Origin of the sequence: Campylobacter concisus, assembly GCF_015230035.1 — a bacterium.
Lineage (GTDB): Bacteria > Campylobacterota > Campylobacteria > Campylobacterales > Campylobacteraceae > Campylobacter_A > Campylobacter_A concisus_BK.
The window spans coordinates 131,408-146,368 of sequence record NZ_JAAKZD010000003.1 but is presented as its reverse complement, the minus strand read 5'-3'; the positions used below and the strand labels follow the sequence as shown (position 1 = coordinate 146,368).

Here is a 14,961-nt window from a genome sequence, read left to right as displayed (position 1 = left end):
TAAAATAGTATATAAATATCGATAAAAAGTATTAATTATACTAAAAATTATTTATAATATACGTTAAAACGTATAAAAATCTTTTAAATTTTTGAATAAAATTAGAAATTTTGTGTTTTATGTTGAAGTTAAATTTTTTATTTTGCTTTAAATTTTATTTGTTTTTGCGCAAAGCTTATAATATAGGCATTAGAAAAGTTTAGTTATATAGGCTAAATATATATAAATAAATTTTTTTAACTTATATACTTGACATTGATAAACTAAAGTTGTATAATCCGCTTAGCAATTAAAAAGAAAGAGTGCTAAAAGTGAGTAAAACAAATAAACGCGATTTGATACTAAATTCTATCATTGAAGCCTATTTGCAGGACAATGCGCCTATTGGCTCAAACGAGCTTGGCTCTCGTATGAGCGTGGCGATACCGGCATCGACGATACGTGTTTATTTTAAAAAGCTTTCAGATGAGGGCGAGATCACAAAGCTTCACATCAGTGGCGGTAGGATCCCAACTATCGCTGCGATGAGGAGATATTGGAGTGAAATTTTTACTGAGAGCGACATAAATTTAGAGATAAATGATCCAAGAAGCCTAAAGATGCTCTGTGATGAGTTTGAGCTTTATTGTATGATTTTTGGCACGATCGATAAGGAGTTGCTAGAAATTTTAAATTTAAATGATAGATATTTGATTTTAAATTTTAGTGGCGATGAGATCGTCATCAAATTTGACGCTAGGATGTATAAATTTTTAAACAATCTCATCGGAGTTAGTTTAGACAAGCTTGAGCTTATCTGTTCTCAAGTTGGCTTAAGCGAACTAAAAAACAAGATAAGAGAGCTTAAAAGGACTAAAATTTACTTCCAAGAAAACGAAATTTTAGCCTTTGATATGTTTAAGGATAGACGCTTTAAGATGGTTTTTGACCCAAGTTTTAGCTTGCAGATGGACGAAAAGCTTACATTTTCTCCTATGTTTGACGAAAATTACATGGGGCTTAAATTTAAAGCAAACTACCTTGGTAGCGAGGCGCAGATGATCTGTGCTGGCAGTGTTTATACTGATTATGTGAAATTTATAAATCTAATAAAGGAGGCCGCGTGAGCGAAGAGGTAAAAGAGCAAAATCTACCTGAGGTTGAGCCTGTGCAAGAGGCAGCTAGCGATAGCGTAAATTTAGATGCACTTGGCGATATCTCAAAAGTGGAGAAGCTCGAAAAAGAGCTTGGCGAGATCACTGATAAATATTACAGAGCAAATGCTGAGTTTGAAAATATCAAAAAGCGTTATGAAAAAGAGAAAGCAGACGTTGCAAGCTATGCAAATGAGAAATTTGCAAGGGACTTGCTACCAGTCATCGATGCGCTCGAGATCGCTGCAAATTTTGACCCAGAGGATGATGAATTTGCTAAAAAGATCAAAGAGGGCATTTTGATAACGATAAATCAGTTCAAGAAATGTTTTGAAAAGCATGGCGTGAGTGAGATCGCAACTGATGCCGAGTTTGATCCAAATGTGCATAATGCCGTTTTAAGGGTCAATAGCGAGGAGAAGCAGAGCGGTCAGATCGTGCAAGCTTTACAAAAAGGCTATATGATAAATGGTAGGGTTTTGCGCCCAGCCATGGTCAGTGTGGCAAACTAAATTTAAAAAATAAATCTAATAAAGGAAAAATATGTCAAAAGTTATAGGTATAGACTTAGGTACAACAAACTCTTGTGTGAGCGTTTTTGAGCGCGGCGAGAGCAAGGTTATCCCAAATAAAGAGGGCAAAAACACAACTCCATCTGTTGTTGCTTTTACAGACAAAGGTGAAATTCTAGTAGGTGACGTTGCAAAACGTCAAGCAGTTACAAATCCTGAAAAAACGATATATTCTATCAAACGTATCATGGGTTTGATGAGCAATGAAAAAAATGCTGAAGAGGCAAAGGCTCGCTTGCCATATCACGTCGTAGATAGAAATGGCGCTTGCGCGGTTGAGATCGCTGGCAAGGTCTATACTCCGCAAGAAATTTCAGCAAAAATTCTTATTAAACTAAAAGAAGATGCTGAAGCATACCTTGGTGAAAAGGTAACGGATGCGGTTATCACTGTGCCTGCATACTTTAACGATAGCCAAAGAAAGGCTACAAAAGAGGCTGGAACGATCGCAGGACTAAACGTGCTTCGTATCATCAACGAGCCAACAGCTGCGGCGCTTGCTTATGGTCTTGATAAAAAAGAGGCTGAGAAAATTTTAGTTTATGACCTAGGTGGTGGTACATTTGACGTTACAGTGCTTGAAACTGGCGATAATATCGTTGAAGTTTTGGCAACTGGCGGTAATGCATTCTTAGGTGGTGATGACTTTGATAACAAGATCATCGACTGGCTAGTAAGTGAGTTTAAAAACGAAACTGGTATCGATCTAAAAGGCGATATCATGGCACTTCAACGCTTAAAAGAAGCAGCTGAAAATGCTAAAAAAGAGCTAAGCTCAGCTCAAGAGACTGAGATAAATTTACCATTTATCACAGCTGATGCGACTGGTCCAAAACACCTTGTCAAAAAGCTAACTCGTGCTAAATTTGAAGGCATGATCGACTCACTTGTGGGCGAGACTATCACTAAGATAAATGAAGTCATCAAAGATGCAGGTCTAAGCAAGAGCGACATCAAAGAGGTCGTAATGGTCGGTGGTTCAACTCGTGTGCCACTTGTTCAAGAAGAGGTTAAAAAGGCATTTGGCAAAGAGCTAAATAAGAGCGTAAATCCAGATGAAGTCGTGGCTATCGGTGCTGCGATCCAAGGTGCGGTTATAAAAGGCGATGTTAAAGACGTGCTACTTCTTGACGTTACTCCACTTAGCCTTGGTATCGAGACACTTGGCGGCGTGATGACTAAGATCATCGAAAAAGGCACAACTATACCAACTAAAAAAAGTCAAGTCTTCTCAACCGCTGAAGATAACCAAAGTGCCGTTACTATCATGGTTTTACAAGGTGAGCGTGAGTTTGCAAGGGATAATAAATCACTTGGTAACTTCAACTTAGAGGGCATCCCAGCAGCTCCAAGAGGCGTGCCTCAAATCGAAGTTGAATTTGACATCGACGCAAACGGAATTTTAACCGTTTCAGCAAAAGATAAAGCGACTGGCAAAGCCCAAAATATCACTATCTCAGGATCAAGCGGCCTAAGCGAAGATGAGATAAATAGCATGGTAAAAGATGCTGAGCTTCACAAAGAAGAGGATAAAAAGCGCAAAGACGCAGTTGAAGCTAGAAACCAAGCAGATGCACTAGTTCATCAAACTGAAAAGAGCATGAGCGAGCTTGGCGAAAAAGTCCCAGCTGAAGATAGAAGTAACATCGAAGCTGCGCTAAATGATCTAAAAGAGGTTCTAAAAGATGAAAACTCTTCAAAAGAGCAAATCGACGCAAAGGTAGAAGCTCTAAGCAAAGCTAGCCACAAACTAGCAGAAGCTATGTATAAAAAAGATGAAAACGCTGGTGCAAACGGCGGAAATAACAAAAAAGACGACGACGTTATAGACGCTGAAGTCGAGTAAAACTCCTAGAGCAGGGCAACCAGCCTTGCTCTTTAAATTTAACTCATAAATTTAAATTTCTAAACACTTCTTAGCGCACTTTCACGACATCATCTTGTAAGATAAAAAGTATAAATTTCTAAAATGCAAAAATTTAGCCGCACTCAAAAATCAAGACCTTTTTACGATCTTTATCCATCTATCAAGCTCTTGTTGCTCGGCTTTTAGCGTGCTACTTTCGCCGTGTCCTGGGTAAAGTGCGAAGTCACCATTTAGATTTTTGCATTTTTCTAAGCTTTTTAGCATCTCATTTTTATCCGAATATGGAAAGTCCCAGCGTCCGATGCTACCTTTAAATAAAAAATCCCCACTAAACATCGCATCATCTATCTCTATCATAGAGCAGCCCGGTGTGTGCCCTGGAAAATGGTGAAATTTAAAAGAAAAGTCACCCACTACAAAGCTCTCATCGCCTTGAGCCAAAACATCTGGCACAAAGGTGTTTTTCATATAGCCAAAAATGTCACTCTCACACATAAAAGCGTCAAATTTATTGATATAAACTGGGATTTTTAGCTCATTTTTTAGCTCGCTCACGTCGTAAATATGGTCAAAATGCCCATGAGTGCAAAGTATCGCCTTTAAATTTTGTGCATTTTGCAAAACCCACTCTTTTGCCCCATCGCCTGGATCTATCACTAAACTTGAGCCATTTTTGGTAACGATGTAGCAATTTGTCCCAAAATCGCCAAAACTTTTATGCATTACTCTCATTTCTTACCTTAAATTTATCATTTCTTAAATATTTACATCTTTTTACTTAAACTTAAAGAAAAATTTTAAATTTAATTAGTATAATTTTTGCAAAAGGAAGCAATTTTAGGCAAAGGGACAATGAAGGGGTATCAAAAAATAGAAGAAACCTTAGTTTTTAGCTTAAAAGATAAAACTAAAGGTAAAAAACTACTATTAGGCGTAAGCGGCGGTATTGATTCTGCTGTGGTTGCGACGCTTTGTGCGAGAGCAAAGCCAGATGAAACTCACGCACTCATCATGCCAACAGCATCATCAAACAAAGAAAATATGGACGATGCCTTAAATTTATGTGAAAAACTAAACATAAAATATAAGGTTTTATCCATAGAGGGTATTTTAAATGCCTTTTACGAAACGATAGATGTAAATTTAAGCAATTTAAGAAAAGGGAATTTAGCAGCTAGAGTTAGAATGAGCTTGCTTTATGATTATTCATCTAGTATAAACGCTCTAGTCATCGGCACAAGCAACAAAAGTGAGCTTATGCTTGGTTATGGCACGATATTTGGGGATTTGGCATGCGCGATAAATCCTATCGGAGAGCTTTATAAGAGTGAAATTTTTGAATTTGCAAAACATCTTGGTGTTGATGAAAATTTTATCAAAAAAGCACCTTCAGCCGATCTTTGGGATGGGCAAAGTGACGAGGGCGACATAGGTTACAGCTATGCTGTCATTGATGAAATTTTACAAAATTTAGAAAATAACAAGGAGCAAGCCATCAAAAAGTTTGGATTAAAAGCGGTCTTGGATATAGAAAATAGAGTTGTGTCAAACAGGTTTAAACGACAAATGCCGTTGATAGTGAAAATTTAAAGGATTAAAGATGAGAGAAATTCCGTTTTACAAACCGACTATCACTGAGCGTGAGAGTGAGCTTATCGAAGAGGCTTTGCATTCTGAAAATACCACCGATACGGTTGCTAAATTTGAAGAAAAGCTAAAAGAATACTTTGGTGCTAAATTTGTTGTCACTACAAACAACATCGCAGCAGCGCATCATCTGGCTCTAAGTGCGATGGATACAAAGCGCGGTGACAAGGTCATCTGCTCAGTAAATGCCTTCCCTAGCGTGGCTCAGGCTGTTAGACATTTTGATGCCGAGCCTATCTTTGTTGATATCGATGAAGAGGACTTTAACATCAGTCCAGAAGCCCTTGAAAAGGTGCTAAAAGAGCAAAATCACAAAAAACTAAAATGTGCTTTTATCTCGCACATCGCTGGACAAAGCGCTAGGCTTGATGAGATAAAGGCTATCTGCGAAAAATATGGCATCGTCGTTTTAGATGATGCAAACCGAGGCATAGGACTAACATACAATGGCAAAAAGGTTGGTTCAGACTCGTTTTTATCATGCTTTCAGACAAACTCACGCGTGCAAAATCCTATCTCAACAGTTGGATTTTTTACTACAAATGACGAAGAGGTCTATAAAAAAGCAAAGCTACTTCGTAACTACGCCCTTGTAAATGGTATAGATAAATTTGGTAGTTTAAGCTACATCTACGACGTCGTTGATATCGGTTTAAAATACGACATAAACTCGATAAATGCGGCATTTTCTATCGCTCAGCTTGAAAAGACAGACGAGCTTATAAAACGTAGAAAAAAGATCGCTGAAATTTACGATAAAGAGCTTAAAGAGTGTCACAACATCACAACTCCAGTCAAAAAACGCGAGCACATCTACACTCAGTACATCATCAAGATAAACAAAAACCGCGATAGCTTTGCTAGAGAGCTTTTGGAGCGTGGGATTCACACCTCGCTGCACTACATACCGATACATTTGCTAAGCTATTATAAAAATAAATATTCGCTTAAAGTAAATGACTTCCCAAATGCTCTAAAAGCGTATCAACAAGTCTTGTCGCTACCTATCTATCATAGTTTGAGCGACGAAGAGGTGCAATACATCTGCAACACAGTAAAAGAAATTTCTAAATCTCGTGTTTAAGAAATTTAACATCCTTTTACACTCTTGGGCGAATGACTACTTCTTTCGCCCAAATTTCTTTCAAATTTTACTAGCATTTTTACTTTTGCCACTAAGTCTTATCTACGCTCTAGTCGTTATTTGCAAGAAATTTAGCGCTCAAAAAAAGGACTTTGGTATAAAGATAATAAGCGTTGGAAATTTAACCCTTGGAGGAAGCGGCAAGACCCCACTTTGCGTCGCTATCGCTAAGAATTTCGAAGGCGCTTTTATCATTCTTAGAGGCTATAAAAGAAAGAGTAAAGGCATGCAAGTTGTCGCAAGAGATGGCGAAATTTTACTTGACGTGGCGGCAAGTGGCGATGAGGCGATGATATACGCTACAAGCATTAAAAACGCAAATGTGATCGTAAGCGAAGATAGAAAAGTAGCCATAGACTACGCCAAAGAGCATGGCGCAAAGTATATCTTGCTAGACGACGGATTTTCTAAATTTGATATAGCTAAATTTGACATATTAGTGCGTCCAAACCCAGAGCCAAAGCTAAGGCTTTGCCTGCCAAGCGGGGCTTATAGATATCCATTTAGCTTTTATAAATTTGGCAATTTTATAGCGTGCGAGGGGCAAACTCACTTTAGAAAGAGTGAAATTTTAAATAAAAGCGAAAAAATGGTGCTAGTCACCGCCATAGCAAATCCAGCCCGCCTTGAGGCATTTTTTAGCGAGTGTGTGGGGCAGGTCTTTTTCCCTGATCACTACGACTTTTCAAAAGAAGAGCTAAGTGAAATTTTGCAAAGCTACGGCGCCACCTCGCTTTTGATGACGCAAAAAGACTATGTAAAGGTAAAGGATTTTGGGCTGAGAGTATCGCTTATAACGCTTGAAGTTACGCTAAGCGAGGAGTTTAAAAAGGTTTTGGCGCAGCAAATTTAAGCCCATTTTGTTATAATGAGCCACTTTTTAAAAGGAAAATTTAGATCAAAATGAGAATTTTAATCACCTCAGTCGCAAAGAAAAAAGAGGCAAAAAAGCTAAGCAAAAAGCTCGTGAAAAAGGGACTTGCAGCTTGCGTGAGTAGCTTTAGTGCAAAGAGCATTTATCTTTGGCAAGAGAAGCTTTGTGATGAAAAAGAGCAAATTTTACTCATAAAAACGGACGTGAAATTTAAAAAAGTAGCTAAATTTATAAGAAAGCACCACAGCTACGAAACTCCAGAAATTTTGGCACTTAAGCCAAAAGAGATATTTAAAAAATATAAAAATTGGATAAAAAAATTAACCAAAAAAGGCAAAAAATGAGACTAACACCAACTAGAAGCGTGAAAGATGAAAAGGTAAAAAATGTAAATTTAAGCACAGCTATGCTTAGCCCAAGCTCCGCTCACGGCGGACTTTACGCGCCAAAAAAGCTACCAAAGATCACAAAGGCAAAGTGGCAAGAGCTCTCAAGCCTAAGCTACGAAAAGCTCGCACTTCACATCATCTCGCTATTTAAATTTGATGTATCTGAGGCGTTTTTCAAAAAGGCTCTCAAAAGATATGCAAGCTTTGATGATCCAAAGCACCCAGTCATTTTTAAAAAAATAGATAAAAATTTATACGTAAATGAGCTCTATCACGGCCCTACAAGGGCGTTTAAGGATATGGCGCTTCAGCCTTTTGGCTCGTTGCTTAGCCAGCTAGCAAAAGAGAGGGGCGAAAGATATCTTATCATGTGCGCAACTAGTGGCGACACGGGCCCTGCGACACTTCAAACTTTTGCAAACGATGAAAATATAAAGGTCGTCTGCCTCTATCCAGATGGCGGCACGAGCGAGGTGCAAAAGCTACAAATGCAGACCATGCAGGGTGAAAATTTAAAGGTTTTTGGCATAAAAGGCGACTTTGACGATGCTCAAAGAGCGCTAAAAACGCTGCTTGCAAATGATAAATTTAAATCTGAGCTTAAAAAAAAGCGCCTTAAACTAAGCGCGGCAAACTCGGTAAATTTTGGCAGAATTCTCTTTCAGATCATCTACCACGCCTACGCTTACGCAAATTTGCTAAAACAAAAGGCACTTAAGGCAAACGAGAGCTTTGACATCATCGTTCCAAGCGGAAATTTTGGCAACGCGCTTGGGGCATACTATGCTAAAAAAATGGGCGCAAAGATTGGCAAGATCAAGATCGCCTCAAACGCAAACAATATCTTGACGCAGTTTTTCACCACTGGCATTTACGACCTAAGAGACAAAAAGCTGGTTAAGACGATAAGCCCAGCTATGGACATTTTGATAAGCTCAAACGTTGAGCGCTTGCTGTTTGATAAATTTGGTAGCGAGCGAACAAATGAGCTTATGCAAAGCTTAGCCAAAAATAAATTTTATAAGCTTAGCAAACAAGAGCTTGAAGCGCTAAAAGAGGACTTTGAGGCTAGCTGGTGCGACGACAAAGAGTGCGAGGCATATATCGCAAAGCTCGCAAAGGGCGGCTACGCGATCGACCCGCATACGGCTACTTGTTTTAAGATGGTGGATGCTGGCCGCATAAATGTCATCACATCGACCGCGCACTGGGTGAAATTTACGCCAAGCATGATTAAAGCGTGCCAGATCAAAGATACAAAAGATGAAAAAGATGCTTTGGCAAAGACTGCTAAAATCTTAAATGACAGCGTGCCAAGCTCGATAAACTCGCTATTTAGCGCGAAAATTTTGCATAAAAATATCATAAAAGAGGACGAGATCGAAAAGTGCGTCCTAGAATGGATCGAGCGATGATAATCATCCCAGCCCGCCTTGCCTCAACAAGGTTTAGTAATAAAATTTTAAAAGAGATAAATGGCGTGCCGATGTTTGTGGCGACGGCTCTTAGAGTAAGCGACGTGGATGACGTGGTGGTTGCGGTGGATGAGCCAAGCGTGCTTGATATCGCCAAGGCTCACGGTATAAAAGCTGTGCTAACTAGCAAAGATCATCAAAGTGGCACTGATAGGATAAACGAAACGGCGCAAATTTTGGGGCTAAGCGAGAGCGAGATCATCATAAATGTTCAGGCTGATGAACCATTTATCGAGCCTGAAAATATCGCTAAATTTAGGGCTTTTTGCGAGCAAAATAGGCAAAATGCCTTTATGTTTTCTTGCTATAAAAAGATGGACGAAGAGTTTGCGGATGATAAAAATTTAGTCAAAGTGGTGACTGATTTTGAGGGCTATGCGCTTTATTTTTCAAGATCAAGGATACCATTTAACAGAAGCGAGTGCAAAAGCTACAAGGCACACCTTGGCATCTACGGATACAGCGTAAAAAGCCTAAATGAGTTTTGCGGACTCTTGCCTTCAAGCCTTGAAAATACCGAGAAACTCGAGCAGCTGCGTGCCCTAGAAAATGGCAAAAAGATAGCGATGCTAGAGGTTGAAAGTCAAAGTATCGGCATCGATAGCGAAGAGGACTACCAAAGAGCGCTAGCTAAATTTGGCAAATGAGCCTAAATTTGCTCTGCTTTGGCGTCTTTGCTGCGGTATAATAAAAACTGAATTTTTATAAATTTGGGTAATGGTTTGGCTGATTTTTTGTTTTTGATTTTGTGCTCTTGCTCACTCTAGCCCTGTTATTGGTTAAATTTACCGCGAACTTCATATTTTAAATTTATTTGAATAACTTTACCCATTTGCTGAGATGTTCTAAAATGCAAACTTGACTGAAGTTTTTTGACTTCGCGGCCTTGTCCTCGCGTGGTTTGGCAAAAAAATGATTAAATTTTAGTTGCGGTGCTGCCTTGGTGCTAAGCTAAATTTGGTTTATTTTTTTATTTGTTGACATATTCTAAAATTTAATAAATTTAAGATGACTGCAATTTTAACTTTGCGATTTTTACTCGCATCACTGCACGATATAAATTTGATAGCCCAAATTTATTTTTTGCTAGATTTCTAGTTAGTTGCAAGGTCTGCAAAGCCTAGAGAAATTTGGCTGATAAATTTAAAATTCCAGCCAAATTTGCTATTAATATCTAAATTTTCTCAAGCTTTGCTATGAAATTTTTAGCATTTATAAAGCCGATCGTTCTAAGTGATTTTTGCTCTTCGCCGTTTTTAAAAAGTAGAAGTGCAGGCGGATCGATGAGCCCAAAATTTCTTAACATCTCATCATTTTGCGACCCGCCACTTGTTACGTCGATACGAATAAGCGTAAAATTTGCCAAAGTATTTTTCACGCCAGCGTCCTTAAAAGTGATATGCTCTATCTCTTTGCAGCTTGCGCACCACTCGGCGTAAAAATCCACCAGCACTGGCTTGCTTGAGCTTTTTATCATCTCGTTTAGCTCGTTTAAATTTTTAGCTTGTTTGAAATTTAGCTCGCTCTCGTTTTTGGCTAAATTTAGTCCAGAAAGCGGCGAAAATGCGTCTTTTGAGCCCAAAAATGCGCCAATTATTAGCATGAGCGAGTAGATAAAGACCAGTATGCAAAGTGCTTTTTTAAATTTAGCCCAGCCGCTATTTGCTGCCTCAAACGCCCCAAGATAAATGGCTGCAAAGACGCCTATGATGCCATAACCAAGTAGCTCAAAAAACGCTCCAAGCACGCGTGCTAGTATCCAAACTGCCATGATGAGCATCAAAAAGCCAAAGAGTTTCTTAATCTCGTCCATCCAGCCGCCAGGTCTTGGCAGGAGCTTGCCAGAGCTTAGCCCTATCACAAGAAGCGGTGCGCCCATGCCAAGCCCCATGACAAAGAGCATGATGCCGCCATAAAGGGCGTCGCCGCTTTGTGCGATGTATAGAAGTGCGCCTGCTAGCGGTGCTGCCACGCATGGCGAGACGATGAGTGCTGAGGCAAAGCCCATGATGAAAACGCCGATGAAACCCGAGCTGTTTTGTGACTTTTTGCTGATCAAGTTTTCAAATTTAGAGGGCAGCTTGATGTCGTAAAAGCCAAACATGCTAAAGCTTAAGATGACAAAAATGGCCGCAAATGCGCCAAGCACGTAGATGTTTTGCAAAGCCCCTGCGATGCCAAAGCCAAGTAGGCTTGCCCCAACGCCAGCAAGCGCGTAGGCAAGGCTCATCGCAACGACATAGACCAGCGAGAGCAAGAAGCCTTTTTTAGCATTTAGACTGCCGCCCTTTGAGACGATGATGCTTGATAAGATCGGTATCATCGGAAATACGCAAGGTGTGAGCGAGAGTAGGAGGCCGTAGCCAAAAAATGTCGCAAGCGAGATAAAAAAGTTTTTGCTACTTAGCTCGTTTGCGATGCTTTGATCTTCTGAAAGCTCGGTAAATTCAGGATTAGTTTCATCTTTTTGCTCTTTTTCAAAGGCTATGATGCTAAATTTGCCAAATTTCTCAAAGATGTCATAAATTTTAGTTTGCGGGCGGTAGCAAATGCCATTTTTAGCGCAGCCTTGATAGCTTAAATTTAGCCTAGCATTGCCGTTTTTAAGATGCTCTTTTACTAAATTTAGTGGGATAAACAGCGAAAAATCTTTTGGGTAAATTTCGTATTCGCCAGTGTTTTCACTCTTTGGCATATTTAGCAAAGAATTTATCTTCTCTTCACCAAGCTTAACCTCAAAGCTATCTTTATAAAGGTAGATATTTTCGCCAAATTTAAACTTGATCTCAACACCTTGCTCATCAATACTTGAGCTTAAAACAAATGCCTTACTGACGTCTAAAACCTCGGCAAAAAGTGAGCTTGCAAACAAAATAAGAGAAAAAATAAATTTAAAAAACATGCTAATCCTTGCTAAATCAAAAGAGATGATTTTAGTCTAAATTCTTAAATTTATTCTATTTTATAGTAAAATCGTGAAAAAGCGTGAAATTTTTAAAAGGAGCGATGATGTCAAAAGATAAAAAACACCAAAAAAGCGATAAACTTGGCTACGAAGATGAGCTTAGGCTGCTTCAAATAGAACTTTTAAAATTCCAAAATCATGTCAAAGACAAGGGACTTAGAGTGCTTATGCTAATGGAGGGGCGAGACGCAGCCGGCAAGGGCGGCACGATAAAGCGCCTAACAGAGCATTTAAATCCACGTGGTTGCCGTATCGTGGCGCTTACAAAACCAAGCGACGTCGAGAAGACGCAGTGGTACTTTCAAAGATATGTGACGCACCTGCCAAGCGCTGGCGAGATCGTGATCTTTGATAGGAGCTGGTACAACAGGGCTGGGGTTGAGCCTGTGATGGGCTTTTGCACGCAGGCTGAGCATAAAGAATTTTTACGTGAGGTGCCAAAATTTGAAGAGATGATCATAAACTCAGGCATCATTTTTTTTAAAATTTACCTCTCGATCACGAAAGAGGAGCAAAAAAAGCGCTTTAAAGAGCGTCTAAACGACCCGTTAAAGCAATTTAAGATCTCTCCAGTAGATCAAAAAGCGCAAGAACTTTGGGATCAGTACTCCATCGCCAAATACTCGATGCTGCTAGCCTCTCACAATAGCATCTCGCCGTGGGTGATCGTCTCAAGTGACAATAAAAAAGAGGCGAGGCTAAATGTCTTTAAATTTATCCTAACTCACGTCGAGTATCCAAAAAAGATAGATGAGTATCTAAAATACGACAAAAGCGTCGTAAGAGACGGGAGTGAGGAGATCAAGCGCATAGAAGAGGGGCTAAATAAAGATAAGCTAAAGAGTATTGACTAAATTTATTTGGGCTTGGTTGTAAATTTGTGCTTTAAATTTACAGCCAAGTTTTGCTAAAGCCACCACATAAGTTTAGCCAGAATGACCATTATCAGACAAAGCACAAGAGCTATGAGGTGTGAAAATTTACCAAATGGATCTGGCTTTTTTAAGAAAGTGACATTAAGAACTGAGATAAAAGTGATAAGACACATAAGAAGCAAAACTGCGATCTTTGCTAGCAAGAGCTTTTGAAAGTCGCTTTGCCACCAACCATGCTCGCCTCCAAGATAGTCCTTTGCCATAAAAGCTCCACTTATCAAAAGCAGCAAAAACGCTGTGCCAAAAACCTTTGCACTACCTTTTGTATAGGCTTTTTTGACAGCTTCAAGAGTTTGTGGATTTATCGTTTTTTTGGCAAATGGATATATGCAAACATCAAAAAATACATATCCTATAAAGATAATGGCACAAACTAAATGCGTAATGAGAGAGAAAAGATACATTTTTTGCCTTTTTATTTGGCATTATATAAATTTTATTAGTTATATTTGCTGATTTTGATTAAGTATTGAGAAGTTTAGAAGATCCGAGCGAAGGCTCGCTCGGATAAAGGTTTTTAGAAGCTATATTTTGCTTCAAATCTGATACGATCTTGCTTGAAGCTTTCGCCATCTTTTTTGTCTTTAGCAACTGCATACCAAGAAAGGAATGTAAGTTTTTTGCTGTATTTGTAGCTAGCGTCAAGATACCACTCGTCTCTTTTTGCTCTATCTTTACCAAGAGCCCAGCTGTGACCTTTACCTTTAGTATATCCAGCGCCAAAGCCAAATTTATCTATGCTGTATCCACCATTAACAAACCAGTAGTCGTTGTTGCCTTTGATGTTGTTGTAAAATTGTTGGCTTCCAGCCATTCCACCATTTAGGATTTTTGCCGGATTGATTAGATCGCCATTTCCATCAAGTGTTACAAATGATGCCTTGCCTTTATTTTTTGCATCACTATCTTTGTTTTTAGCATCAAAGTCTAGGTAACCAGCGTTAAATTTAGCACCATATGCTTTTAGACCAGCTTGAACTGCCCAGAAATTTGCATCAGCCACATTTTTATTATCTGATTCATTATGAACATATTGAGCTTTACCATTGATGCTTACATCATCATTTACATTAAAGTCTAGGCCAGCATCTGCACCATAGAGCGCAGCAACTTCAGAAACATTTGCAATAGCTATTTTAAAAGAAAGTGGATCATAGTTTCCAAGAGCTGCTAAATAATAGATATTTGCAGATGAATCGCTAAATGTATTTTTATCTACTAAAGTGCTTACTAATGGACCACTTGTATCTGCACTCTCTGACTCTATAGCATCAAATGCAGCTGCTGCTAGAGTAAGGCCTGTAACATCAGTATTTACTACTTTAAGACCTGTGCCTACTAGGTCTTTTGCATCATAGAAAGTGCCTAGTAGTTGTTTACCAGCTGTAATAGTAGTGTTGCCTACTTTGTAGCCTAGATACATCTCATAAACGCCAAACGAACCAGTTGTATCTGTTTTGTCTGTGCCATTGCCACTAACATAATTGTATCTATCAGCAAATTTTCCTAGACCTTGATTATCACCTGAGCCATCTTTTGCTTCATATCTTAAATTTAAAACACCAAAGAAGTTATCGTCTATAGCAGCTTTAAATGCTGTTTGCATTCTGAAAACATGACCAGCTATGCTTGATTTTTTAGTATCAGAGGCAGCGCTATCTTTAAAGTGATCGTTTGTATAGCGATATCTTGCATATCCTGAAAGATCTACGTTTTTTATAGCTTCTTCAAGTGGAGTTGCACTTGCAACGCTTGAAAATGCACCTAAAGCAACCAAAGCAGCTAAGCTAACTTTTGTAAGTTTCATCTAAATCTCCTTTTGATAAAAATGTTTTGAAAGGATATTATCATAGAAAATTAATTTTATAGCTTAAATTTCGTTAAAAATTTCAAAAATTATTACCGATTGTTTACCAAAATAAGATAATGAGATAAGATTTGTCTTTAAAATTTTGAGTTT

Annotated in this window: 14 protein-coding genes; 10 read left to right on the top strand and 4 right to left on the bottom strand. The window is 38.8% G+C overall.

Annotation, left to right across the window (positions count from 1 at the left end; genetic code table 11):
• Window positions 1-311: 311 nt before the first annotated feature.
• From G6W41_RS02965 to dnaK, 3 genes are read left to right on the top strand one after another with little or no spacing between them, the layout of a single operon-like run.
• The gene (locus G6W41_RS02965) at window positions 312-1,106 is read left to right on the top strand and encodes an HrcA family transcriptional regulator (RefSeq protein ID WP_087581009.1); all 795 of its coding nucleotides are present in this window, start codon (window positions 312-314) and stop codon (window positions 1,104-1,106) included.
• Entirely contained in the window at window positions 1,103-1,645 is a 543-nt protein-coding gene (gene grpE, locus G6W41_RS02960) for a nucleotide exchange factor GrpE (protein ID WP_194170571.1), read from the top strand. Before G6W41_RS02965 ends, grpE begins: the two co-directional genes overlap by 4 nt.
• Before the next feature lie 31 nt (window positions 1,646-1,676).
• Window positions 1,677-3,551, top strand: a complete 1,875-nt coding sequence (gene dnaK, locus G6W41_RS02955) for a molecular chaperone DnaK (protein ID WP_002942660.1) — start codon at window positions 1,677-1,679, stop codon at window positions 3,549-3,551.
• Window positions 3,552-3,701: 150 nt separating this feature from the next.
• Here the strand turns inward: dnaK and G6W41_RS02950 are convergent, their stop codons facing one another.
• Window positions 3,702-4,304: an MBL fold metallo-hydrolase gene (locus tag G6W41_RS02950; RefSeq protein WP_194170570.1), complete on the bottom strand. Its 603-nt coding sequence runs from the start codon at window positions 4,302-4,304 to the stop codon at window positions 3,702-3,704.
• 120 nt (window positions 4,305-4,424) lie between these two features.
• Between G6W41_RS02950 and G6W41_RS02945 the strand changes: the two genes are divergently transcribed.
• From G6W41_RS02945 to kdsB, 6 genes are read left to right on the top strand one after another with little or no spacing between them, the layout of a single operon-like run.
• Window positions 4,425-5,162 (top strand): NAD+ synthase, encoded by a 738-nt coding sequence (locus G6W41_RS02945; RefSeq protein WP_009294132.1) that lies wholly within the window; start codon window positions 4,425-4,427, stop codon window positions 5,160-5,162.
• A gap of 10 nt (window positions 5,163-5,172) precedes the next feature.
• Window positions 5,173-6,303: a DegT/DnrJ/EryC1/StrS family aminotransferase gene (locus tag G6W41_RS02940; RefSeq protein ID WP_009294131.1), complete on the top strand. Its 1,131-nt coding sequence runs from the start codon at window positions 5,173-5,175 to the stop codon at window positions 6,301-6,303.
• Window positions 6,296-7,216, top strand: coding sequence for a tetraacyldisaccharide 4'-kinase (locus G6W41_RS02935; RefSeq protein ID WP_194170569.1), 921 nt, complete (start codon window positions 6,296-6,298; stop codon window positions 7,214-7,216). The genes G6W41_RS02940 and G6W41_RS02935 overlap by 8 nt, the downstream gene beginning before the upstream one ends.
• Before the next feature lie 50 nt (window positions 7,217-7,266).
• Complete coding sequence (gene cutA / locus G6W41_RS10435; RefSeq protein ID WP_194170568.1) at window positions 7,267-7,581, top strand: divalent cation tolerance protein CutA; 315 nt, start codon at window positions 7,267-7,269, stop codon at window positions 7,579-7,581.
• Complete coding sequence (thrC, locus tag G6W41_RS02925) at window positions 7,578-9,041, top strand: threonine synthase (RefSeq protein WP_194170567.1); 1,464 nt, start codon at window positions 7,578-7,580, stop codon at window positions 9,039-9,041. Before cutA ends, thrC begins: the two co-directional genes overlap by 4 nt.
• Window positions 9,038-9,748 carry a 3-deoxy-manno-octulosonate cytidylyltransferase gene (gene kdsB, locus G6W41_RS02920; RefSeq protein ID WP_194170566.1) on the top strand — a complete coding sequence of 237 codons (711 nt, stop codon included), beginning with the start codon at window positions 9,038-9,040 and terminating at the stop codon, window positions 9,746-9,748. The genes thrC and kdsB overlap by 4 nt, the downstream gene beginning before the upstream one ends.
• A 527-nt stretch (window positions 9,749-10,275) precedes the next feature.
• On the opposite strand, the gene dsbD is transcribed toward kdsB, so the two are convergent.
• Window positions 10,276-12,003 (bottom strand): protein-disulfide reductase DsbD, encoded by a 1,728-nt coding sequence (gene dsbD, locus G6W41_RS02915; protein WP_194170565.1) that lies wholly within the window; start codon window positions 12,001-12,003, stop codon window positions 10,276-10,278.
• Window positions 12,004-12,110: 107 nt separating this feature from the next.
• Here dsbD and ppk2 point away from each other — a divergent pair, with 107 nt between their 5' ends.
• Window positions 12,111-12,920 carry a polyphosphate kinase 2 gene (gene ppk2 / locus G6W41_RS02910; RefSeq protein WP_103557913.1) on the top strand — a complete coding sequence of 270 codons (810 nt, stop codon included), beginning with the start codon at window positions 12,111-12,113 and terminating at the stop codon, window positions 12,918-12,920.
• Between the two features lie 53 nt (window positions 12,921-12,973).
• Here the strand turns inward: ppk2 and G6W41_RS02905 are convergent, their stop codons facing one another.
• Entirely contained in the window at window positions 12,974-13,405 is a 432-nt protein-coding gene (locus G6W41_RS02905) for a trehalose-6-phosphate synthase (RefSeq protein WP_194170564.1), read from the bottom strand.
• A 113-nt stretch (window positions 13,406-13,518) separates the two neighbouring features.
• A complete protein-coding gene (locus tag G6W41_RS02900; RefSeq protein ID WP_194170563.1) occupies window positions 13,519-14,808 on the bottom strand; it encodes a major outer membrane protein in 1,290 nt (429 codons plus the stop codon).
• Between the last annotated feature and the right edge of the window lie 153 nt (window positions 14,809-14,961).